Here is a 22814-nt window from a genome sequence, read left to right on the forward strand (position 1 = left end):
GGGCGGCTGCGCGAGCCGCCCGGCCCCGCCCGTCACCGGTGCTCGTCGAGGAAGCCGACGATGTCCCCGAACACGTCCAGGGCGGCGCTGCGCCCGATGAACGGGTCCACGTGCCCGTAGCCGGGGATCTCGACGTAGCGCACGTCGAGCCGCGGGTGCCGGGCCGCCAGGACGTCGTGGCACAGCTTGTTGGCGTCCAGCCAGAGCCCGTTCTCGCTCCCGGACATCAGCAGGACGGGGCAGTCGATGCGGTCCGCGCTGTCCAGGGCGTTCTCCGGCAGCGCGCGGTAGCGGCCGTCGGAGAGGTTCCACCGCACCACGGTGTGCGCCAGCTCGATGCGCCGCAGGTGCGGGATGACGCACATGGGGGCGCTGCCGAACAGGTCGGCCAGGCGCTCGTGGGTGCGCCGGTCCAGCTTGTCGTGGACGAACAGCGACGCGCCCACGCTCCAGGCGGAGTTGTGCAGCATCTGGCAGGTGGGATCCGGGCAGTCCGCCCCGAGGGACGCCAGGGCGAACAGCGGGGTGTACTTCGACCGGAACCCGGCCTTGCGGAAGTCGACGGGGACGTGCCGGATGCGCCGTCGCAGCACCTCGAAGCCGAAGTGCATGCGGAACCGCGTCGTGGCGGCCAGCTTCGGTGTCAGGAACACCCCCTGCGCCACCACGCCGGCCAGTCCCGGCACGAGGCCCGCCGTCATGCTGAGCGACAGCGACAGCGCCCCGAGGCAGTGCGCCACGACGAACAGCCGCCGCCCGCCGATCCGCTCCCGGACGCGCGCCACCGCCTCGGGGATGTCGTAGAGCGCGACGTCGTCGAAGCTGTAGCCCGCGCCGTCGTCGTCGTTGTAGGGGAGCCGGCAGCTGCCGCGCCAGTCCAGCAGCCACGGCTCGTAGCCCGCGTCGAGCAGGACGTCCACCAGGTTGCGGGTCTCCGGCAGGACGAACATGTCGGAGGACGCCGTGAGGCCGTGCAGCAGCAGCACCGCCGGCCGGTCGCCGTCGGAGCCGCCGTCGGAGCCGTCCGCGCGGGTCACGCGGGCCAGCGCGAGACCGGTCCCGTCGGACGCCCGGAACGGGATGTGCTCGATCGCGGCGGCGCCGGGCCGCGCGTTGAGAAGTCGTGCCGTCATCGGATCTCCCTCGTGCGCTGCTTCACGTCCCGGCGCAGGTCCAGCAGCTCCGCCCCGGCGCGCAGGCTCGGTTCGAGCAGACCCCAGCCGACCTGGGCGAAGAACCATCCCAGCCACATCAGCTTGGCCAGGCGCTGCTCCGGCGGCGGCAGCGCCGGATCGACCTCGATGCCGTCGACCTGCTCGCGGACGTAGCCGTCGGCCGGCACGACGACCTCGCCGGCCAGGCTCGCCGGCTCGCCCTCGCGGCCGACCTCGACGGCCAGCGTGCGGGCCTGCCGCCAGAAGTCGCGGCGCGCGCGGGCGGTCTTGACGCCCTCCAGCCACCAGCCGCGCCCGTCCGCGTCGCGGAGCGCGAGCCGGTACCGCAGCAGCGGATGGCGCAGGCCGTGGCGCAGCGGGATCCCGTCCTCGGGGCGGACGACGATGTCGCCCGACTCCACGGTGAGCGGTTCCGGGTGCAGCCGCGCGCACGTCATCTCGCCGCGCACGTCCACGCGCCGCTCCCTGACGAGCTGGTACATCCCGGCGATCGACAGGGTCAGCGACAGCGAGCAGACCGTGTCGGTGACCCGTCCCGCGGGCCCCAGCGTCCCTTCGAGGGTCTCGTGGAACGACAGGTACGGCGGGTCGTCGCGGCCGGGCAGCCGCGCCAGGCCGGCCTCCGCGAGCCGCTCGTAGGTCCTCAGCTGCGCCTGCGCGCCGTAGCGGACCGGTTCGGGCAGGCCGTGCCGCGCCGCGAAGGCCTCGGTGCGCTCGCCGGTCGCGGCCGGGCCGAGCAGGGTCGCCTCGACCAGCTTGACGGCCGTCGCGCTGCGCAGGACCCGCGCCAGGAACTCCAGCTCCGGGACGGGCTCGGCCTCCATCGCGGCCAGGAAGGCGGCCCGCCACTCCTCCCAGCCGAGCACCGGGACGCGCATCCCGCCGAACCGCATGTCGTGCAGGACGTCCGGCAGCGTGTTGGGCCGGCCGGTGAGGTTGTAGGTCGTCCCCCAGCCGTCCGGCTCGTGCACCACGGCGGCGGCGACCTTGCTGACCCAGTCCACCGGGGCGGCGTTGACGGCGCGGAACGCGGGCACCTTGCGGAACCGGGAGAACGCCGACAGCAGGCCGCTGCCGATGTCGGTCGGGTTGTGCGCGCCGGTGAGGGTGTGCCCGCCGATGGCCCCCGGACGCAGGAGCGTCACGGTGAGGCCGTGCTCGCGCGCCCGCCGCAGCGCCACCTCCGACGCCCATTTCGACCGGTCGTAGCCGGTGGCGAGGCGGTCGACGCGGGCGAGCGGGTCGTCCTCGCCCATGGAGGCGATGCCGACCTCGTTGAACACCGCGACCGAGGAGATGTGGTGCAGCGGCTTGGACGGCCCGGTCGCCGCCAGCTCGGCCAGCGTCAGCGGCCCGAGCACGTTGGCGCGCCGCAGCGAGGGGTAGCCGCGCAGGAAGTCGACGGCCGCCGCGACGCTGACGATCGAGTCCACCTCCCGCGCCAGCTCCTCCCACCGGTCGCCGTCGAGCCCGAGCCGCGGCTCGGCGATGTCGCCCGGCAGCACCGTCACCCGCCGCCGGACCTCCGCGGACCACGGCAGCCGGAAGCCGGCGAGCGCCTCGCCGAGGCGCCGCTCGCCCTCCCGCTCGCCGGCGGCCCGCACCAGGCAGACGACGTGCGCGTCGCCCCGCCGCAGCAGGTCGAGCAGCAGGTGCCCGCCGAGGAAGCCGGTCGCGCCGGTGAGCAGGATCCGGCGGGGCGGGGCCTCGGCGGCCGGGCCGGTCCAGGGCAGGCGGTCCGCGCGGGCCAGGTCGGCCGCGACCAGGGCGAGATCCTCGTCCTCGACCTCTCCCGCGCTCCCGCCGCCGGCGGCGTCGCCGGTCTCCCCGTGCGGCCCGCCCGTCGCGGACGCCAGGCCCAGCCGCGCGAGGCGGCGCGGCCGGGCGTCGGCGAAGACGTCGTCCAGGCTGAGCCGCAGGCCGAGGTCGCGGTTGAGCGCCGCGGCGAACCCGGCGGCGTCGACCGACGACGCGCCGGCATCGAAGAAGTCCACGTCCACGCCGATCCGCCTGCCGCCGAGGAACGGCGCCGTCCGGGCGGCGATGGCCGAGGCCAGCCCTTCGAGGTCCCATCCCGCGCCGCCCTCCGCCGGAGCTCCGTCCGCTCCGGCCGGGGGCGCCTCCGCGCCCGGAGGGGCGCCGCCTCCCGGTCCGAACCGGGCCAGCAGGTCCGCCACATCGCTCTGTCCCGGGCCGCCCCGCTCCAGCAGTTCGCCCTCCCGGCGGCGGTCGGGCGCCGGGGCGAGCCCGGTCCCGTCCGCGTCCGCTCCGTTCACCGTCTCCACGTCCTTCCTCGATTCACTCACCGTCGGCCTCCGGGGCGCCTTCCGCCGCGCCGGACCAGGACCGGAACGTCCGCAGGCGCCGCGGCCCGACCAGCACGTCCAGCCGCCGGCCGGGGTCGTCCACCCCCGCGAGGGCGGCGACCAGGCGCCGTGCCGGGGCGTTGCGGGGCGTGTGCTCGGCGACCAGCCGCACGGCCCCGCACCCGAGGGCCTCGGCGCGGTCGGCGAGCCAGCGCAGCAGCCGCTCCTCCACCCCGCGGCCGAGCACGCGGCAGCTCAGCATCCAGGCCGCGACCTCCAGCGCGCCGCCGTCCGGGCGGATCGCCAGGACGCCGACCTGCCCGTAGTCGCCGAACCGGTCGCGCGCCGAGACCGTCCAGACCTCGCCGCCGCGCCGCGCCCGGTCGAGCGCCGCCGGGTCGAGGACGGCGGGGCGCAGGTTGAACTGGTTGGTCCGGCGGCTCAGCTGGACGGACCGCTCCGTCGTCGCCTCCGACAGCGGCTCGACGTCCACCTCCAGTTCGAGCCTGTCGAGGAACTCGGCGAAGCTCGTCCCGGCCCGCGCCTCGTCGCGGTCGCGCTCCTGCCGGTAGAAGTCGGCCCGCGCCGCGTCCTCGCGGGTCGCCGGCCACGGGGTGGCCGGCCAGAGCCGCCGCACGAAGGCCTCCAGCTCGCCCGCGGGCGGGCACGTCACCGACAGGACCTCCGGGAGGTCGGACCGCACCGCGGCGATCTCGGCCGGGTTGTCGTCCAGGAACAGCACGCCGTCCGTTCCGAGGCCCAGCTCGTCCGCGGCGGCCCTGATCCTCTTGGCCTTCGGGCCCCAGCCCGCGGCGATCACGCTGAAGTGCCCGGGCCGCAGGACGCCGTCCGGCCGCTCCAGCACCGCCCGCACCGTGGCCTCGTCGTTGTTGGAGACCAGCACCAGCAGGACGCCCGCGGCGCGCCAGGCGAGCAGCCGCCGGGCCAGGACCGCGCGCGGCCCGTCCAGCTCGACCGCGTCCGGGCCGATCTCGCCCGCGACGCCGCCCCACAGGGTCTCGTCCCCGTCCACCGCGATCACCTTCGGCGGCGGGCGCCGGACCGCCAGGACCGCCTCGGCGGCGGTGAGCGCCACGGCCGCCTGGAACCCGGCCGTGAAGGGCAGGTGCGCGAGGGCCTCGGCGGCCTCGTCGAAGCGGTCGGCGACGGGACGGTCGCGCGTCCAGTCGTCCGGCCCCACGACCGCGACGCCCGGCCGGCCCTCCAGCCGGGACATGAGCTCCTCCTCCCACCGCCGGAGCCTGGCGTCGCCGGCCCGGGACGGCAGGACGCCGACGATCACCGGTTTCCGGGTCCGCTCGTGCAGGGCGCCGACGGCGGCCGGGTACTCCTCGGCCAGCTGCGCGAGCAGCTCGTCCGTCACCGGGCCGGAGCGGGCCAGGTCGGCGCCGCGCAGCAGCACGATCCCGGCCGCGGTGGACGGCCCGGCGAACGGGCCGCCCGGGGCCAGGACGCTCGCCAGCGGCTGCTGGTCCGGCGCCGCCACGACGGCCGGCGCGTCGCCGCCGGTCCCGGCGAGGGCGCCGCCGAGGAGGTCGGGCAGGCGGCCGAGGGCGAACGTGGCCGCGACCGCCACGGAGGCGGCGGGCCGGTCGGGCGCGCCGGTGGCGGGTAGGGCGGGCTCCGCCGCGCCGCCGTCCGCCACCCGCGCGAGGAGGCCGAGGTAGCCGCGGCCGATGCGGGTCGCGGCCGCCTCGTCGAGGACGTCGAGGCCGTAGTCGAGGCGCAGGTGCCCGAGGCCGGGCCCCATGCTGACCATCAGGTCGAGATCGAGGTACCCGGTGCCGGCCGGCACGATCTCCGGCCCGCCCGGCGTGGGCGCCTGCGCCCGGATGTAGTTGAAGTACGCCTCGACCAGCGGCGCGCCGGCCCGGTGCAGGCCCGCCTCGGCGAGGGCGGCCATCGCGCCGGAGAACGAGGCGCCCTTCTCCAGCACACGCTTGAGCCGGGCGTCGGCGCGGGCGACGACGTCGGCGACCGGCTCGCCGTCGTTGACCTCGGCGGCGAGCGGCACCGGGACCCCGAAGTAGCCGAGCGCGCCGGCCGCGCCCGCGTGCATGCGGGAGTCCACCGGGACCGCCAGCACGAAGCGGCTCCGGTCCCGCAGCCGCGCGAGGAACACCTGGAGGGCGCCGAGGCAGAGGGCGGCCGGGGTCACGCCCAGCCTCCTCGCCTGGTCCGCCACCCGGTCGAGAAGCCCGCCGGGCATGTCGACGGCCAGGGTGCCCGCCCGGAACGTCCGCTTCGCCGGGCGGGTCTCCGCCAGGTCGAGCCGCCGGCAGCCGGCGAACTCCTCCCGCCACCGCGCCGCGGGCCCCTCGTCCTCCTCGCGCGGCCCCGCCGCACGGGCCTCGATCAGCAGATCGATGTCGCCGCGCCGGGGCCCGGCGGCCGGGGGAGCGCCGGCCAGCGCCGCGCCGATCTCCTCGACGGCGAGGATCAGCGACCGCACGTCGCTCACGGCGTGGTGGGCGCCGAAGACCAGGACCTGGTCGCCGGACGCGGACTCCACCAGCTCGAAGCGCCACAGCGGCGGCGCGGCGAGGTCGAACGGAGGCTCCATCAGCCGCTGGAGCGCGGCCTCCGCGTCCACGTCCGCCGCGGCCGACCAGCGCAGGAGGCCCTCCGCGGGCCGCCGGTGGACGGCGAACCGCGTGCCGTGCTCGGGGTCCCGCACGATCGCCGTGCGCAGGGCGGAGTGCCGGGCCGCGAGCCCGGCGACGGCCTCCGCCAGCGCCTCCCGCGTGACGGGCGAGCCCAGCCGGACGGCCATGCCGATGTGGTGGGCCACGCCCGGCGTGCCCTGCTGCTCCGTCCGCAGCAGGCGCGTCACGTCCGCCGGGACGGGCCGGAACACGACCTCCGCCGTGTCGCCGCCGGGATCCCCGGCCGGTTCGCCCGGCGCGGTCCCGCTCCCGGTGACGGGCGCCTGGACGAGCTTGGCGGCGAGGCTCCGCACGTCCATGGTCGCCAGCGCCGACAGCGACGTCCCCACGCCGAGCGTGCGGGTGATGGCGTCGTGCAGCACGACGAGCGAGTGCGAGTCGAAACCGAGCTCCTGCATCGACCTGCCCATGGGCACCTCGGCGGCGGCGTCGCCGGTGACCTCGGCCACCGCGCCCCGCAGGAACTCCTCGACCAGGCGGGTGCGCTCGGCGTCCGTCGCCGCCGCGCGGATCCGGCCCGCCGGTCCCTCGCCGGACGGGCCGGCGGTGGGACGGCCGGCCAGCTCGGACAGGATCGGATGCACCGCGGCGAGCCCGGCGGGATGCTCCAACGCCGCCCGGTCGAACGCGATGGGCGCCAGGCGGCGCCGGGACGAGCCGAGCAGGCGCTCGAACAGCTCCCCGCCCTCCGCCGGGGAGAGGCTCCCCATGCCGGACCGCGCGAGCGCCGGGAGCCGGTCGGCGGCCGCGGCCATGCCGACCTCGGACCAGGCGCCCCAGTCCAGGCTCAGCGCCGGTCGCCCGGTCGCGGCGAGCGCGTGGGCCCAGGCGTCCAGGAAGGCGTTCGCGGCGGCGTAGGAGCCCTGCCCCGCCGGTCCGAGCAGGCCGGCGGCCGACGAGAACAGGACCACGAAGTCGGTGTCCGGCACCAGTTCGGCGAGCAGCGCGGCGCCCAGCACCCTGGGCGCCAGCACCCCGGCGATCCGCTCGGCGGTCAGCGTCCGCAGGGTCGCGTCGTCCAGGACGCCGGCGGCGTGCACGATCCCCGCGACCGGGGGCGCCTCCCGCCGCAGGCCGCCGAGCGCGGCCTCCAGGGCCGCGCGGTCCGCGACGTCGGCGCGGACGGTGTGGACGGCCGCGCCCCGCGCGGCGAGCCCGGCGATCCACTCGGCCGCGCCGGCGTCCGGCCCGCCGCGGCCGAGGACCGCCACGTGCCGCGCGCCGAGCGCGACGAGCCGCTCGGCGGCCACCCGGCCGAGGCCGCCGAGGCCGCCCGTGACCAGGTACGTCCGGTCCGGACGCAGCGCGGCGCCGCCGCCGTCGGGACGGGTGCGCGCGAGCCGCGGCACCAGCCGCCCCGCGTCGCGCAGCGCGACCCACGGCTCCTCGTCCGCGTGGCGGAGCTGGTTCCACAGCGCGTCAGCGCCGCCGTCGGCGGGCATGTCGACGAGCGTGGCGCGCAGCTCCGGGTACTCGTGGGCCACCGTGCCGCCGAATCCCCATCCGAGCGCCTGCTGCGGGTTGGCCACCCGCGCGCCGGGCCCCGCCGCCTGGCTGCCCCGGGTGACGAGGAACAGGCGCGGGGCGGGCTCCTGCGAGCGGTCCGCCAGCGCCTTGACCAGGTGCAGCGTGGTCGTGCAGCACAGCAGGGCCGCCTCCGCCATCGACGCGGCCGAGGTGATCGCCGGCGCGTCCAGGCCGAACAGCTGGACGACCCGTTCGGGCGGGCCGTCGCCGAACGCCTCGTCGAGCAGCCGTCCGAAGTGCGCCGGGTCCCGGGGGTCGACGGTGTAGCCGCCGGAGCCGTCCGGGCCGAACGCGGCGCCGCGCCGGACCAGCACGTGCGGTACCGGCCCGAGCCGCCGGGCGAGGTCGTCTCCGACCCCGGAGCCGTCGGCCAGGATCAGCCACGGCCCCGGCCGGCCGCCACTCGACCTCGAACAGCGACCGCTCCGCCGGGGAGGGCGCGGCCAGCTCGAAGCCCCGGACGTCCAGGACGAGCCGTTCGTCCTCGTCGAGGAGCCGCAGGTCCAGCACCGCCGCCCGGGAGGTCAGCGACCGCACGCGGCAGGCGGCCCAGACCGGCCGCGACCGCGCGCCGCTGAAGCGCACCCGGCCGGCCCCCGCGGGCACGAACACTCCGCCGGCCGGGACGTCGCTCGGCAGCGCGCCGGTGCGCAACGCGGAATCCAGCAGCGCGGGGTGGAGCAGGTAAGACGACCCGGGCGTCTCCGCCAGGCGCCCCAGCGCTTCGTCCTGCCCCCTCCAAGCCGCCTTCAGGGCCCGGAACGCGTCGCCGTAGTCGATCCCCGCGGTCGACATCGCGGCGTACAGGTCCGGGAGCCCCACCTCGTCGGTGCACCGGCGCCGCAGCTCGGCGAGGGGCTCGGTCTCTTCGGGCTCCTGCACGTCCGCGGGCTCGAACCGTCCCGCGACGTGGTCGGTCCACGGCGCCCGCGGGTCGCCGGAGGGGCGGGAGGCGATGGTGAACGCGCGCCGCCCACCGGAGTCGGCGGGCTGGACGACCAACTGGAGGCGGACGGGCTCGTCCTCGGGCAGCCGCAGCGGGCGCTCGAACCGCACACCGGCCAGCTGCACCGCGCCCTGGAGCGCGGTGGACGCCTCCAGCGCCATCTCCAGGAACGCCGAGGCGGGCAGCCAGACCGTCCCGCCGACGCGGTGGCCGGCGAGATAGCCGAACCGGTCGTCGCGCAGGTCGACGTCGGCCTGGGCGATGTGCCGGCCGGGGACCTCGCTGTCCTCCACGTGCCGGTGCAGGAGCGGCATGCCGCTCCGCCCGGCCGCCGGGGCGGCCTTGGCGGAGGTCCAGTAGCGCCCGCGCTCGAAGGCGTAGGTGGGCAGGTCCACGTGGGATCCCGCCGGGGCCGCCCTCGACCAGTCGGGCGCGTACCCGTCCGCGACCAGCAGCGCCAGGTTGCGCAGGACGCCGTCGTGCTCGCCGCCGTCGCGGTTCAGGGAGCCCGCGACCGAGACCTCGACGCCCTCCTCGGCGGCGACGGCCTTGATCGACGACAGCAGGGCGGGATGCGCCCCGACCTCCACGAAGGAGCGGAAGCCGTCCGCCAGCATGCGGCGCACGGTCGCGGCGAACCGGACGGGCTCGCGCAGGTTGCGGGCCCAGTAGCCGGCGTCGAGGGCGTCCCCGGGCACCGGCTCGCCGAGCACCGTCGAGTAGAGCGGCGTCCGGGAGGGCGCACCCGAGATGTCGCCGAGCCGTTCCCGCAGCTCGCCGCCGACCGGGTCCATGTGGAAGCTGTGCGTGGCGAAGCCCACCGGCACGTCCTGGACGGGGACCTGGTCCTGCTGCAACTGCGCCCGCAGCGCGATCAGCGCGTCCAGGTCGCCCGAGACGGTGGTGGCCCGGCCGCTGTTGACCGCCGCGACGTCGAGGCGCGTCCCGTACTCGGAGAGCATCTCCCGCACGCTCTCCTCGGGCAGCCCCACGGCCAGCGACCCGCCGAGGCCCGCGGCCGGCCGCACGGCCAGGCCGCGCCGGGTCACGACGGCGGCGGCCTCGTCCAGCGTGAGGGCGCCCGCGGCGTGCGCGGCGGTGATCTCCCCGAGGGAGTGCCCGACGACCGCGCCCGCCTCGACGCCGAGCGACCGCCACATCCGCGCCAGCGCGCAGCCGAACGCGAACAGCACCGGCTGCGTCACGTCCGGCCGTTCGAGGTCGGGGGCCCCGTCCCCGCCCCGCAGGGCCGCGATCACCGACCAGCCCACCTGGCGGCGGATCGCCTCGTCGCACTCGCCGAGCGCGTCGGCGAACGCGTCGGAGCGGGCCATCAGCTCCGCGCCCATGCCGGTCCACCGTGCGCTGTGGCCGGGGAAGACGAACGCGAGCCCGCCCGTGACCGGTTCGCGGGACGGCGACAGCACGAGCCCGGGGGCGGGCCGCCCGGCCGCGGCGGCGTTCAGGCCCGACACGAGCGTCTCGCGGTCGCCGGCCAGCACGACGGCCCGGCGGTCGAAGTGGGTCCGCCGGTTGGCGAGGGTGTGCGCGACGTCCGGCAGCGGGGCGTCCCGGCCCCCGTCCTCCAGATGCGCCGCCAGCCTGCCCGCCTGGCGGCGCAGCGCCGACCCGCCGCGCGCGGAGACCACGAACAGCCCGGGTTCCCGCGTCCGCGGCGCCGCGGCCCGCGGGCGCGGCTCCTCCGGCGCCTCCTCCACGATGACGTGCACGTTCGTGCCGCTGATCCCGTAGGAGTTCACCCCGGCCCGGCGGGGGCGCTCGCCGCGCGGCCAGGCCGCCGGCTCCCCGACGAGCCGCAGGCCGCTGCGCTCCCAGTCGACCCGGCGGGTGGGCCGCTCGGCGTGCAGGGTGCGCGGCAGCGTCCCGTGCCGCAGCGCGAGCACGACCTTCATCAGCCCCGCCAGGCCGCTGGCGGCCTGCGTGTGCCCGATGTTCGACTTGACCGAGCCGATCCGCAGCGGACGGTCCGGGGGGCGGGTGCCCCCGAACACCCGCGCCAGCGCCCTGGCCTCGATGGGGTCGCCCAGGGTGGTCCCGGTGCCGTGCGCCTCGACGTAGTCGATGTCCGCCGGGGCCAGGCCCGACAGCTCCAGCGCCCGCCGCGTCACCCGCTCCTGCGACGGCCCGCTCGGCACCGTCAGCGCCTGGCTGCGGCCGTCCTGGCCGACGGCGCTGCCGCGCAGCACGGCGAGGACCCGGTCCCCGTCGCGCCCGGCGTCGGCGAGCCTCTTCAGCACCACCATCGCGACGCCGTCGGAGAACGCGGTACCGTCGGCGTCGGCGGAGAACGACCGGCACCGGCCGGTCGGCGACAGCGCCCGCATCCGGCTGAACTCGACGAACGTGTACGGGGTGGTCATCAGCGTGGCCCCGCCGACCAGGGCCTGGTCGCACTCGCCTGCGCGCAGCGCGGACGCGGCCAGGTGCACCGCCAGCAGCGACGAGGAGCAGGCGGTGTCGACGGTCATCGCCGGGCCGACCAGCCCCAGGGTGAAGGCGAGCCGCCCCGAGGCCACGCTCAGCGCCGAGCCGGTGCCGACGTAGCCGTCGAACTGGTCCAGGCTCAGCCCGGAGAGGTAGTCGCTGCCGAGCATGCCGAGGTAGACGCCGGTCGGGCTGCCCGCGAGCCGGGCCGGAACGGTCCCGGCGCGCTCCAGCGCCTCCCAGGCCGTCTCCAGCAGCAGCCGCTGCTGGGGGTCCATCGCCGCGGCCTCCCGGGTGGTGATGCCGAAGAAGCGCGGGTCGAAGGCGTCGATGCCGTGCACGAAGCCGCCGTGGCGGGAGTAGGTCCGGCCCGCGGCCTCGGGGTCGGGGTCGTAGAGCGCCCCGGCGTCCAGGCGGTCCGCCGGGAACTCCTCGATCGCGTCCTCGCCGCCGGACAGCAGCCGCCACAGCCCGTCCGGGTCGTCGGCGCCGCCCGGAAGGCGGCAGGCCATCGACACCACCGCCACCGGCTCGGCGTCCTGCGGCCCCGCGGGGGAGCCGGCCCGCGCGCCGTGCCGCTCGAAGCCGGCGAGCGCCCGGGTGAACCTGTGCGCTGGTGCGTCCATCGCTTGTCCTCTCGGTGGTCTGCGCGGGGACGGTGGGGGATGCGGCGTCAGGATCCGATCGCCGTCACGGGGGAGGCGCCCATGGGCCGGCCGCCGGCGTCGAGCGCCTCCACACGCACGAACCGGTGTCCGCCGGGCAGCGCGGCGGACGTGTCCAGGCCGTCCCACTCCACGGTGCGGACGGCCTCCAGAGCGTCCTCGTCGCGGCCCGCGTACAGCCGCCATCGCGCGACGCCGGTGGCCCCGTTCCACACGGCGTGCACATGCCCGTCCTCGACCCTGGCCTGCGGCGGCGTCCCCGGCATGCCGTCCCAGGGGTACCGGTAGACCCGGTAGGTGGTCCAGCCGTTCCCGGTGGGGGAGTGCGCGTCGAACAGCAGGTCGCCCGCGGGCGAGAACTCCGAGATCCGCGCGGCCCGCCCCCACCCGACCAGGGTGTTGCCGTTGGGCAGGTCCTGGGCGTTGCCCTCGGCGATGGCGGACAGGTGCTCGGGATGGGTGACCTGCCGGACGAACGTCGCCCTGCCCGTCGCCGTGTCGGCCCGCACCCACACCACCCGCGACTCGTAGCCGGCGAGCAGCTCGTTCGTGGCGTTGTCGAAGAACCGGTAGACGCCGTCCCCGCAGGGCTGCCCGTCGTGCTGCCAGTGGCACCGCGCCCCCACGCCCAGGACGAACGAGCTGTGCGCGCTGCCGAGCTTCCACACGATCTCGCCCGTCCGCCGGTCCACCTTGTAGAGGGCGGACGACATCCGCGCGGTGATCAGCAGGTCGCCGTCGTCGTCGACGGCGACCGAGTTGACGTGCAGGTGGTCGTAGGGGTCGGCGAGCGCCGCCGGCAGGTCGCTCTCCGCGAGCGGGACGTGCTCCAGCCCGCTCCAGTGCAGCAGCACCTCGCCCGTCTCCACGTCCACCTCCTCGACCACGCTGTCCAGCGCGACGCCGTCCTCGGGGCCGCCGATGGAGCTGAGGTCGCAGGGCTTGGGCTGGTAGCTGACGAGTAGCGCGGTGCCGCGCCCGGTCAGCAGGAACTCGTGCAGGTCGAAGGGCTGGTCGCCGCCGGCGCGGACGGTCGCGACGGTGCGGTAGCGGCGGTCGAGGACGTATCCGGTCCCGTCGCCCACGCCCGTCTCGGTCGCCGCGCCCTGCCACCAGGTGAGCACGGGCTCTCCCCGGTACTCCTGAACCCGGACGTTCGTGGCGTACTCGCCCTCGGGAACGGGGTGGAACCACAGCGTGCGCCCCCGGTCGTCCGCGATCTGCGGGCCGTGGCACTTCTCCGGCTCCAGAAGGGACTGCGGCGACATGAACAGATACCCGGGCGCGAGCCCGTCGAGCGCCCTCGTCACCCGGATCCGCGGGATCCGCGAGTAGTCCGGCAGAGCCCCGGTCACCGGAATTGCCGTTTCAGTCATGGTGTCACCTGCAAGAACTCTCAGGAATGGGCAGAAGTGCGGACCGGGCGGCCTGGACCCCACCGCTCCACCAGGTCGGCGGTCAGCGCGACGGCGTCCTCCTTGCGCAGGGCGTCGCCGATCGCCTGCGCGCGGGAGCGGCAGGCGGGATCGAGCACCCGGCCGAGGGCGCGGTGGAGCCGGTCGGGCGTGAGCGTGCGGAACGGCAGCGTGACGCCGGCGCCGAGCCGCTCGACGCGCCAGCCCCAGAAGGGCTGGTCGGCGTAGACGCTGGCGACCACCGCCGGAAGGCCCGCCCGCAGCGCCGACGCGGTCGTCCCCGCGCCCCCGTGGTGGACGGCGGCGCGGCATCGCGGCAGCACGCGGTCGTGGTCGAAGTCCGACCGCGCGACGTACAGGTGCTCCGGCAGATCTCCGGCGAACCGCCCGAGGTCGCTCCACCCGACGCCGACGAGCCCGCGAACCCCCAGCCGCGCGGTCACCTCCGCCAGACTGCGCAGCGTCTCCTCCGGCGAGAGCACCGGAATGCTCCCGAAACCGAAGTAGACCGGCGGCGTCCCGGCGTCGAGCCACGCATCGAGCTCGGCGTCGACGACCCCCTCCCCGAGACGCTCCCGGAGCGCGGCCCCCAGCACCGGCCAGCCGACCAGCTCGTGCCGGGCGGGCAGATCGGACGGGACGGGCACCACATGGCGGCTGTACAGATGCAGGGCGGGCCAGTCCTCCTGGCGGGGCAGCCGCCGCACGCGCGGAACCCCCATCGCGTCGCACAGCTCGTCCAGGTTCGCCTTGTTCTGAAGCCAGTACAGCTGGTTCAGGACGCGCGAACTCGTCCGGTTCGCCCAGGGCACGCGGAAGTCGCGCACCCGGGGCATGATGCTGCTCGTGAAGTCCCCGGTCGGCTGGATGGGGAAGGAGTACAGGATCCGGCTGGGGATCCCCAGCGCCTCCTCCAGGTAGAAGCCGCGCAACCCCATCGTCAACGTCGTCAGGATGAGGTCGGCGCCCGAGGCCGCCGCGCGGCAGGCCTCCGTGATCGTCCCGTTGACCCTGCGCTCGTCGGCCGCGATCCGCCGGATCGCGGTCATCGCCCGCCCCCGCGCGAGCATCGCCCGGCCCTCCTCCGAGCCGAGGAACCGCCCGATGTCCGTACCGGTCGGCACCGCCTCCAGCCCCGCCCTGCGCACCCACGGCGCCAGATCGGAGTTGACCGCCACGACCACCTCGTGCCCGCGCCGCACCAGCTCGTCGCCAATGGCGATCATCGGCTGCACGTCACCCCGGGTGCCGGCCGAAAGAAACGCGATACGCACCGCTCTCACCTGCGCTCTCTGGAAGGAACGCCAAGAACGCTACGGACGACCGCCACCCCGCACGATGGGCGTTAGACCGGACAAGCGTCCTCCCCACCCCGGCGGACAGTGTTTATTGCAGTGCCTTCCTCCTTCGGGCCTGGCGGCCCTCTATCGTCAGGAACTGCGTGCGATCGCTGGCATCGCTTCGGCTCGCCTTGCGGCTCGCTTCGCGATCAGTTTCTCGCAAGCTCGAAACTGCCTTTGGACGCGATCGCGGTTCTTTAGCTTGTCGCGTGGTTGCGGCGGTGGCTGAGGTCGGTGGTGTGTTTATTGGAGTGGCTTCCTCTTTCGGGCCTGGCGGCCCTCTATCGTCAGGAACTGCGTGCGATCGCTGGCATCGCTTCGGCTCGCCTTGCGGCTCGCTTCGCGATCAGTTTCTCGCAAGCTCGAAACTGCCTTTGGACGCGATCGCGGTTCTTTAGCTTGTCGCGTGGTTGCGGCGGTGGCTGAGGTCGGTGGTGTGTTTATTGGAGTGGCTTCCTCTTTCGGGCCTGGCGGCCCTCTATCGTCAGGAACTGCGTGCGATCGCTGGCATCGCTTCGGCTCGCCTTGCGGCTCGCTTCGCGATCAGTTTCTCGCAAGCTCGAAACTGCCTTTGGACGCGATCGCGGTTCTTTAGCTTGTCGCGTGGTTGCGGCGGTGGCTGAGGTCGGTGGTGTGTTTATTGGAGTGGCTTCCTCTTTCGGGCCTGGCGGCCCTCTATCGTCAGGAACTGCGTGCGATCGCTGGCATCGCTTCGGCTCGCCTTGCGGCTCGCTTCGCGATCAGTTTCTTGCTTCGCTTGAAACTGCCTTCGGCGCGATCGCGGTTCTTCACGTTGTCGCGTGGTTGGGGTGGTGGCTGAGGTTGGTCGCAATAGGTGGGTGGCGGGTCAGCGGTCAGGTTCTCGCCTACCGCAAAAGACGCGCTTGAATAAGCGTTTGTTCCGGGGTCGTGGGCGCGCTGGCGACATTCTCAGTTCTCTCAGCATCCACGCGACTACCTCAATGGTTGCGATCGCGTCCGAAGGCAGGTTCGAGCTTGCGAGAAACTGATCGCGCAGCGAGCCTTTAGGCGAGTCGAAGCGATGCCAGCGATCGCCGCATTGCGCGACGATGGAGGGCCGTCAAGGCCCGAAGGAGGAGCGCACTGCAATAAACGCAGCACCCACTACTCCAACGACCTGAGCCACCGCCGCACCACGCGACAACCTGGGGGCCGCGATCGCGTCCGAAGGCAGGTTCGAGCTTGCGAGAACCTGATCGCGCAGCGAGCCGCAAGGCGAGCCGGAGCGATGCCAGCGATCGCCCGCGTTTTTCGACGATGGAGGGCCGCCAGGCCCGAAGGAGGAGAAAAAGGCTATAGATACAGCCCAGTGCCGTGTTCTGGGCGTTCGCTGGCTATGGCATGTAGGTCGCGTTCGCGCATGATGAGGTAGTTCTCGCCCTGGATCTCTACCTCGTACTGGTCGCCGGGGTGGAACAGGACGCGGTCGCCGGGCTTGACTATGCGCACGTGGTGGCCGACGCCGCAGACCTCTCCCCAGGCCAGGCGGTTCTGCTGCTCGACCGTCGCGGGGATGACGATGCCGCCGGTGCTGCGGCGCTCGCCGCTGTCCTTCTCGGTCTTGATCATGACGCGGTCGTGCAGCATCTGGACTTCGAACTTCGGCTCGGACACGCGGGCGAGTTTATCCGCACGCGGGGGGCGGAACGTTCCGCGCGGGTCAGGGCAGGGAGGTGAGCCGGGCGTAGACGCCCGGGTAGCCGGGCTTTCCGCAGCCGTAGCCCCAGGAGACCAGGGCGGCGACGCGGCCGTTCGCGATCAGGGGGCCGCCGCTGTCGAACTGGCACGAGTCGGCCTTCTCCGAGCCGGCGCAGAGCATGTCGGACGGGTCGAAGGAGTCGCCGTAGGCGCGGCGGCAGGCCGCGTCGCCGGGGAGTGGGACGCCGGCCGACCGGAGGCGGGTGTTGAACAGGTCGTTCTCGGAGGTGAAGCCCCAGCCGGCGATCTCGGCCGTGCGGGCGGAGCCGGGCGTGCCGAGGGGCGCGGCCGGGCGGTTCACGCGGCGCGCGAGGGTCAGGACGGCGAGGTCGTGGTGGCTGACGGTCTCGTCCTTGAAGGACGTCTCGCGGTACTTCGGGTGCATGCGTACGGACTTCACCGCGACCGTCTCTCCGCCGCGGCCCGTCAGGTCGTCCCTGCCGAAGGTGGTGGTCAGGACGCCGGGCACCGAGCGGAACATCGAGACGCAGTGGCCCGCCGTGAGGAGCCGGTCGGGTTTGATGAGCACGCCGCCGCAGAACTGCCCGGCCGGCCGGACGAAGAAGATCGGCGATCCCACGGCGCCCAGCCACGGGTACCGGGCCGCGGGCGCGGGAGCGCCGCCCATGACGGCGTTCGCGGGGGCGGCGAGGGGGGTGAGCCCCAGGGAGGCTCCGAGCAGCGCGAGGCCGAGGGACCGGCGGGACGGCAGGGCCATGGCCGCACTGTAAGCGATCAAGGGGCGGCGCGCACCCGTTTCCCGGCGGCGGCCCGGTGCGGCGGCGCGTCCAGCGCCTCGTAGCGGGGGAACAGCGCCAGCGCGGCCAGCGCGAGCGCGAAGCCGCCCGCCCGGAGCGCGAACGGCCCGGTGTCGCGCGGCCACTGCTCGCCGAACAGGACGGTGCTGCTGAGGACCAGGTACGTCCGGCCGATGACGGTGAGCACGACCGCGACGATCGCGATCCGGCAGCGCTGCAGCGCGACCTGGAGCTGTCCGAGCGCGATCGCGGCGAGGCCGATCGTCAGGTACGGGTAGGGGGACTCCAGGACCGCCCGCGCGCTGCCGGTCTCCTGGTAGAGGAGCGAGATGCCGCGGATGCCCGCCTCGGCAAGCCCGGCGCAGGCTCCGGCGCCGATGCCGTAGGCGACCCCGGCGAGCCGGCGGGCGTGCCGCCCGCCCGCGCGGCGGTCGCCGACCAGCCACACCAGAGCCGCGACGATCACCGCCGGGGCGCACACGGCGAGCATCGTCCAGGGCCGGGCGAGCGTCCCGGTGAGGGTGGCGTCGGCGCGCGGCTCGCCCTCGGTCGTGGCCGACAGCCCGATCAGGCCGGTGGCGAGGACGAACAGGGCGACGCTCGCCCACTCGCGCAGGCTCAGCCGCTCGCCGAGGAACCCGACCGCGAAGGCGACCAGGAGCACCAGGCCGAGGGCGAAGACGGGCTGTGCGACGGCGAGCGGCACGGCGGAGAACGCGACGACCTCGTAGCCGAGGCCGAGGAACAGCAGGAGGCCGCCGCCGAGCCAGACGGGGTCGGTCAGCATGAGCCGGGCGACGCGGAACGGGCGGCTGCCCCGCAGCGGCTCCATCCGGCGCGCGGAGACGCGGAAGACGAGGAAGGCGATGTAGTAGACGGTGGTGGCGAGCAGGGCGAGGGCGGCGTAGCCCAGGTCGTGACCCATCGGGAAAGACCCTTCGGCGGACGGGGCGGGAAGAGTCGTCCGGCGCGCCTCGAAGCGACTCGCCCTGCCACCTTGCCCTCTCGTGCCGGTCCGTGACAAGGCCGTGACGCCCTACTGCATGATCAGTCGTAGCGGCGCCCGGTGGTGGAGGACAGGCGCCCGAGGAGGCCGCGCGGCAGGAGCCGCGTGACCCCGACGACGGCCTTGTACTGCGCTCCCGGGACGCTGACCTGGACGCCGCGGCGCAGGTCGCGCAGGGCGGCGGCCACGACGTCGTCCTTGTCCAGCCACATGAACTCCGGGACGTCCGACATGTCCATCTGGGCGCGGTCGTGGAACTCGGTGTGCACGAACCCGGGGCAGAGCGCCATCACCCGGACGCGGCCCCGCGAGCGCTTCCGGATGTCGGCGGCGACGCCCTGGCTGAAGTTCACGACCCACGCCTTGGAGGCCCCGTAGGTGCCGCGCGTCGCGAACGCCGCGACCGACGAGACGTTGACGACGCCGCCCCGGCCGCGCGCCAGCATCCCCGGGAGGACGGCGTGCGTGAGCCGCAGGACGGCCTCGCAGTGCACGCGCAGCATGGTCAGCTCGTCCGAGACCGGGACGTCCAGGAACACGCCCCTGTTGCCGAACCCGGCGTTGTTGACCAGCAGGTCGACGTCCTTGCGGGCGCGCTCCTCGGCCGCGGCCAGCCCCTCCTCGGAAGACAGGTCGGCGGGCAGCGTCTCGGCGCGGACGCCGTAGTCGGCGCGCAGGTCGCCGGCGGTCCGCTCCAGCCGCTCGGCGTCGCGGGCGAGCAGGACCAGGTCGAACCCGTCGGAGGCGAGGCGGCGGGCGAAGGCGGCACCGATGCCCGCGGTCGCGCCGGTGATGAAGGCGGTCGGCATGGCACCGAGCCTATGGTCTCGACGTGGCCTCGGCCATGCTCGCGAACGCGTGACCTGGCCGGTGGAGCGAAGCCGGAGGCGAGCGGAGCCGGGCGGATCGCGAAGCGATGCCGCGTTCGCCCAGGCCCGGTCACGTAGCGAGCCGCCAGGCGAGCGAAGAGGGCCGGGACGTTTGAAACACAGCCGCCAGGCGAGCGAAGTGGGCCGGGACTGTGAAACACAGCCTATGGCGCGCCGGCTACCGGGTCGTGGCGCGCCGCGCGCGGAAGTGCCGCGGGTCGGGGCGGCGGGTGGCGCGGCGGTAGGCGAAGGTGTAGCCCGGCCAGTTGTTGACGACCTTCCCGCCCGCCGTCATGTACCAGCTCTGGCAGCCGGCCTCCCAGACGGTCGAGCGCATCCGCTCCCGCATCTCCCGGGTGAACGCGTCCTGCACGTCGGGCCGCACGTCGATCCAGTCCAGGCCCGCGCCGCGCAGCGCCTCCACGCACCCGAGGACGTACCGGAACTGCGACTCCAGCATGTAGATGATCGAGTTGTGCCCGAGGTTGGTGTAGGGCCCGTACAGCAGGAACAGGTTGGGGAAGCCGCTGACGGTGATGCCGAGGTGGGCCTGCGCGCCGTCCCGCCACGCCTCGTTCAGCTCCCGCCCGCCCCGTCCGACGATCTTCATGGGGGACAGGAACTCGGTGGAGCGGAACCCGGTCGCGTACACGATGACGTCGGCCTCGTGCTCGCCGCCCGCCGTCCGGATGCCCGCCGGGGTGACGCGCTCGATCGGGTCGGTGACGAGGTGCACGTTCGGCCTGTTCAGCGCCGGGTAGTAGTCGCCGGACAGCAGGATCCGCTTGCACCCCATCCGGTATCCGGGGACGAGCCGCGCGCGCAGCGCCGGGTCGGCGACCTGCTCGGCCAGGCGCCGGCGGAAGCCGCGCTCCATGATCCCCATCAGCCGGGGGTAGCGGATGAAGCCGAGCGCGCGGGCCTCGAACATCGCGTAGATCCGGGCGCGGCTCAGCGCGTACAGCCCCGGCACGGCCCGCAGCGCGGCGCGCTCCCAGCCCCGGTACGGCCGGTCCGGCTTGTCGATCACGTACGGCGCGGACCGCTGGAACAGCAGCAGTTCCGCCGCCTCCCGGGCGATCTCCGGGACGATCTGGATCGCGCTCGCGCCCGTCCCGACCACCGCGACGCGCCTGCCCCGCAGGTCGGCGCCGTGGTCCCAGCGGGAGGAGTGGAAGGCCGGGCCCGCGAACGACTCGCGCCCCTCGATCGGCGGCAGTTCGGGCCGGTTGAGCTGCCCGCACGCCGAGACCAGCACCCGCGCCGCGAGATCCCCGGTCGTGGTGGAGATCCGCCAGAGCGCCGCGTCCTCGTCGAACCGCGCCTCGGTCACCTCGGCGCCGAACCGGATCCTGTCCAGGACGCCGTGCTCGCGGGCGCAGCGCCGCAGGTACTCCAGGATCTCCGCCTGCGGCGGGAACCGGCGCGACCAGTCGGTCCTGCGTTCGAACGAGAACGAGTACAGGTGGGAGGGGATGTCGCACGCCGCGCCGGGGTAGGTGTTGTCGCGCCAGGTCCCGCCGAGGCCGCCGGCCTTCTCCAGGACCACCACGTCGTGGACGCCGGCCTGCCGCAGCCGGATCGCCATCCCGATCCCGCCGAACCCGCTCCCGATGATCACCACGCTGTGCGTCATGGCCGTCCCGAATCTGATTCTGTATCGGTACCCACGAGCGTAGGTGACCGTGAAGTCACTGAGAAGGCGCCGCCGCCGCGCGTTTTGTCGGCCGGTTCTGGCAGCATCCGGGCATGTCCGACGACGCCCTCGCCACCGAAGCGCGCACCGACGACGGCCCCGGCGCCGTCCGGGCGATGCTGGCGCGCGCCTGTGAGACCGAGGAGCAGGGCCACCGGTTCGCCCTGCTCGTCGAAGAAGCGCTGCCCTCGGCCGAGCGCCTCGGCGCCGAGGCCCTCCGCGGGCTGGCGCCGCTGCTGAAGCAGGTCAACGGCCGCTTCGCGCGGGCCGACATCCCGATCGGGTACCGGCAGCGGGCCGGCCGCCGCCTGCGGGCCCTCCTGGCGATCGTGGACGAGGCGTACCTGCCCGACGGGGTACTCCCCGTCCACGACCCGTGGGCCGCGCCCCTCAGGGAGCGCGTGCGCACGGCGCCGTCGGCCGGGCTGACCCGGTTCGTCCGGCACCTGGCGAGCCTGTCGGCGCCGCGCCCCACGCACAGGTGGAACCGGACGTGCGTCACCCTCGCCGACGAGGCGACCGTGCGCGAGGACCTCGCCGAGTGCCTCCGCGCGCTCGCCGAGGACGAGCCCCACTGCCCCCGCGAGGACGGCCCGCACGGCGAGGAGATCTGCGGGTACCACCACCTGGTCCACCCGCACCTCGGCGACGTCGCGCGCGGCATGGTCTGGGCGGCGGCCCTCACCGGCGGCCCTGAGGCCGTGCCCCGCCTCCGCTCGGTCGTCCTGCGCATAGGCACGGCGGGCCGCGACCTCTACGAGGGCCCCAAGCTCGCGGGCGCGGCGATCAACGCCCTGGGCGCGATCGACGATCCGCGCGCGCTGGAGGCGCTTTGGCGGCTCCGCGCGCCGGTCAGGAACCGCGCGCTGCGCAAGCAGCTCGACACGGCGCTCCAGGCGGCCGCCGAGCGGCAGGGCATCACGCGGGCGCAGCTCGTCGAGCGCACCGTCCCCGCCCACGGCCTGGGGCGCGACGGCTCGGTGGAGCAGGCCCTCGGCGACCACACGGTGCGCGTCGCGGTCGAGGGCGCGGCGGCCGTCCGCCTCACCTTCACCGGCCCGGACGGCCGCGCCTCCCGGACGGCCCCGGCGGCGGTCAAGGACGGCTTCCCCGAGGAGCTCGGGCGGTTGAAGGCGCTCGCCAAGGAGGTGCGGGCGACGCTGTCGAGCGAGCGGGCGCGCGTCGAGGGCCTGATGTCGCAGGACCGGGTGTGGCCCTACGCCGAATGGTGCGAGCACTACCGCGACCACCCGGTCACCGGTGCGGTCGTCCGCGGCCTCGTCTGGGAGTTCCAGGGCGAGGACGGCGTCTGGCGCGCGTCCCTCGCCGCTCCCGGCGGCGACGCCGCGCACGTCAGGCTGTGGCATCCCCTCCGGGCGGCGCTGGACGACGTGCGGGCCTGGCGCGGGCGCGTCGTCGACGAGCAGGTCCGGCAGCCGTTCAAGCAGGCGTTCCGCGAGATCTACCTCCTCACCCCGGCGGAGGAGGAGACCGCGGCCTACTCCAACCGGTACGCGGCGCACATCGTCCACTACCGGCGGCTGTACGCGCTGTTCAAGGAGCGGGGCTGGCAGGCGAACTTCCTCGGGCGCCACGACGGCGGCTACGCCGGCGAGGCGCGCGGCGAGTTCGGCGGCGGCGAATGGCGCGCGTGCTTCCACCACGAGCCGGTGGACGACGGCGACTGGGCGTTCGAGCACGCCGCGACCGACCGGGTCCGCTTCGAGCGCAGGCACGGCCGGCGCTGGCGGGAGGCGCCCCTCGCCGAGGTCCCGCCGGCGGTGTTCAGCGAGGCGATGCGGGACGCGGACCTGTTCGTCGGCGTCACCTCCATCGCCGCCGACCCGGACTGGGCCGATCGGGGCGGGGACCGCCACGCCGCCTACCGGCGCGAGGCGGGCTTCGGCGCGCTGACCGCGAGCGCGGAGGTCCGCCGCGCGGCGCTGGAACGCGTCCTGCCGCGCACGAGGATCGCCGGCCGCTGCGCCCTCGACGGCCGCCACCTGGTGGTGCGCGGTGAGCTGCGCACGTACAGGATCCATCTGGGGTCGGCCAACGTCCTGATGGAACCGGACGGCGCCTACCTGTGCATCGTCCAGGGCCGCCGGCCCCCCGGCACGCTGTACCTGCCGTTCGAGGACGAGCGGCTCTCGCTGATCCTCAGCAAGGCGTTCCTGCTGGCCGCCGACGACAAGATCACCGACGGCTCGATCCGGCGGCAGATCGGCGTGTGATCACCTAAGCGTTCCGGAACCGTCGC

At 74.9% G+C, this 22814-nt stretch carries 11 protein-coding genes and 2 pseudogenes; 1 reads left to right on the forward strand and 12 read right to left on the reverse strand.

Features of this window, described 5'->3' with window-relative positions; translation table 11 throughout:
- Nucleotides 1-32: 32 nt before the first annotated feature.
- From ACQEU6_RS44250 to ACQEU6_RS44305, 12 genes and pseudogenes are all read right to left on the reverse strand, one after another.
- Complete coding sequence (locus tag ACQEU6_RS44250; protein ID WP_499339785.1) at nucleotides 33-1133, reverse strand: alpha/beta hydrolase; 1101 nt, start codon at nucleotides 1131-1133, stop codon at nucleotides 33-35.
- Nucleotides 1130-3481 carry a thioester reductase domain-containing protein gene (locus ACQEU6_RS44255; RefSeq protein ID WP_499339786.1) on the reverse strand — a complete coding sequence of 784 codons (2352 nt, stop codon included), beginning with the start codon at nucleotides 3479-3481 and terminating at the stop codon, nucleotides 1130-1132. Before ACQEU6_RS44255 ends, ACQEU6_RS44250 begins: the two co-directional genes overlap by 4 nt.
- A complete protein-coding gene (locus tag ACQEU6_RS44260; RefSeq protein ID WP_499340560.1) occupies nucleotides 3474-6923 on the reverse strand; it encodes an HAD-IIIC family phosphatase in 3450 nt (1149 codons plus the stop codon). The genes ACQEU6_RS44255 and ACQEU6_RS44260 overlap by 8 nt, the downstream gene beginning before the upstream one ends.
- An 18-nt stretch (nucleotides 6924-6941) precedes the next feature.
- Nucleotides 6942-8084, reverse strand: a pseudogene (locus tag ACQEU6_RS44265) (SDR family oxidoreductase); the annotation flags it as partial.
- Nucleotides 8085-8145: 61 nt separating this feature from the next.
- A pseudogene (locus tag ACQEU6_RS44270) lies at nucleotides 8146-11712 on the reverse strand (type I polyketide synthase); the annotation flags it as partial.
- A 47-nt stretch (nucleotides 11713-11759) separates the two neighbouring features.
- The gene (locus ACQEU6_RS44275) at nucleotides 11760-13127 is read right to left on the reverse strand and encodes an arylsulfotransferase family protein (RefSeq protein ID WP_499339787.1); all 1368 of its coding nucleotides are present in this window, start codon (nucleotides 13125-13127) and stop codon (nucleotides 11760-11762) included.
- 20 nt (nucleotides 13128-13147) lie between these two features.
- Nucleotides 13148-14449, reverse strand: a complete 1302-nt coding sequence (locus ACQEU6_RS44280) for a glycosyltransferase (protein ID WP_499339788.1) — start codon at nucleotides 14447-14449, stop codon at nucleotides 13148-13150.
- 1371 nt (nucleotides 14450-15820) lie between these two features.
- Nucleotides 15821-16141 (reverse strand): GroES family chaperonin, encoded by a 321-nt coding sequence (locus ACQEU6_RS44285; protein ID WP_499339789.1) that lies wholly within the window; start codon nucleotides 16139-16141, stop codon nucleotides 15821-15823.
- Between the two features lie 46 nt (nucleotides 16142-16187).
- Nucleotides 16188-16943, reverse strand: coding sequence for a serine protease (locus tag ACQEU6_RS44290; RefSeq protein ID WP_499339790.1), 756 nt, complete (start codon nucleotides 16941-16943; stop codon nucleotides 16188-16190).
- A 17-nt stretch (nucleotides 16944-16960) separates the two neighbouring features.
- On the reverse strand, nucleotides 16961-17908 hold the full coding sequence (locus tag ACQEU6_RS44295) for a DMT family transporter (RefSeq protein ID WP_499339791.1): 948 nt from the start codon (nucleotides 17906-17908) through the stop codon (nucleotides 16961-16963).
- Between the two features lie 122 nt (nucleotides 17909-18030).
- Nucleotides 18031-18798 (reverse strand): SDR family NAD(P)-dependent oxidoreductase, encoded by a 768-nt coding sequence (locus tag ACQEU6_RS44300; RefSeq protein WP_499339792.1) that lies wholly within the window; start codon nucleotides 18796-18798, stop codon nucleotides 18031-18033.
- 238 nt (nucleotides 18799-19036) lie between these two features.
- Nucleotides 19037-20494: a flavin-containing monooxygenase gene (locus ACQEU6_RS44305; protein WP_499339793.1), complete on the reverse strand. Its 1458-nt coding sequence runs from the start codon at nucleotides 20492-20494 to the stop codon at nucleotides 19037-19039.
- Nucleotides 20495-20607: 113 nt separating this feature from the next.
- Here ACQEU6_RS44305 and ACQEU6_RS44310 point away from each other — a divergent pair, with 113 nt between their 5' ends.
- Entirely contained in the window at nucleotides 20608-22788 is a 2181-nt protein-coding gene (locus tag ACQEU6_RS44310; RefSeq protein ID WP_499339794.1) for a DUF4132 domain-containing protein, read from the forward strand.
- Nucleotides 22789-22814 lie beyond the last annotated feature (26 nt).

The sequence above is a fragment of the Spirillospora sp. CA-108201 genome (genome assembly GCF_050936235.1).
Lineage (GTDB): Bacteria > Actinomycetota > Actinomycetes > Streptosporangiales > Streptosporangiaceae > Spirillospora.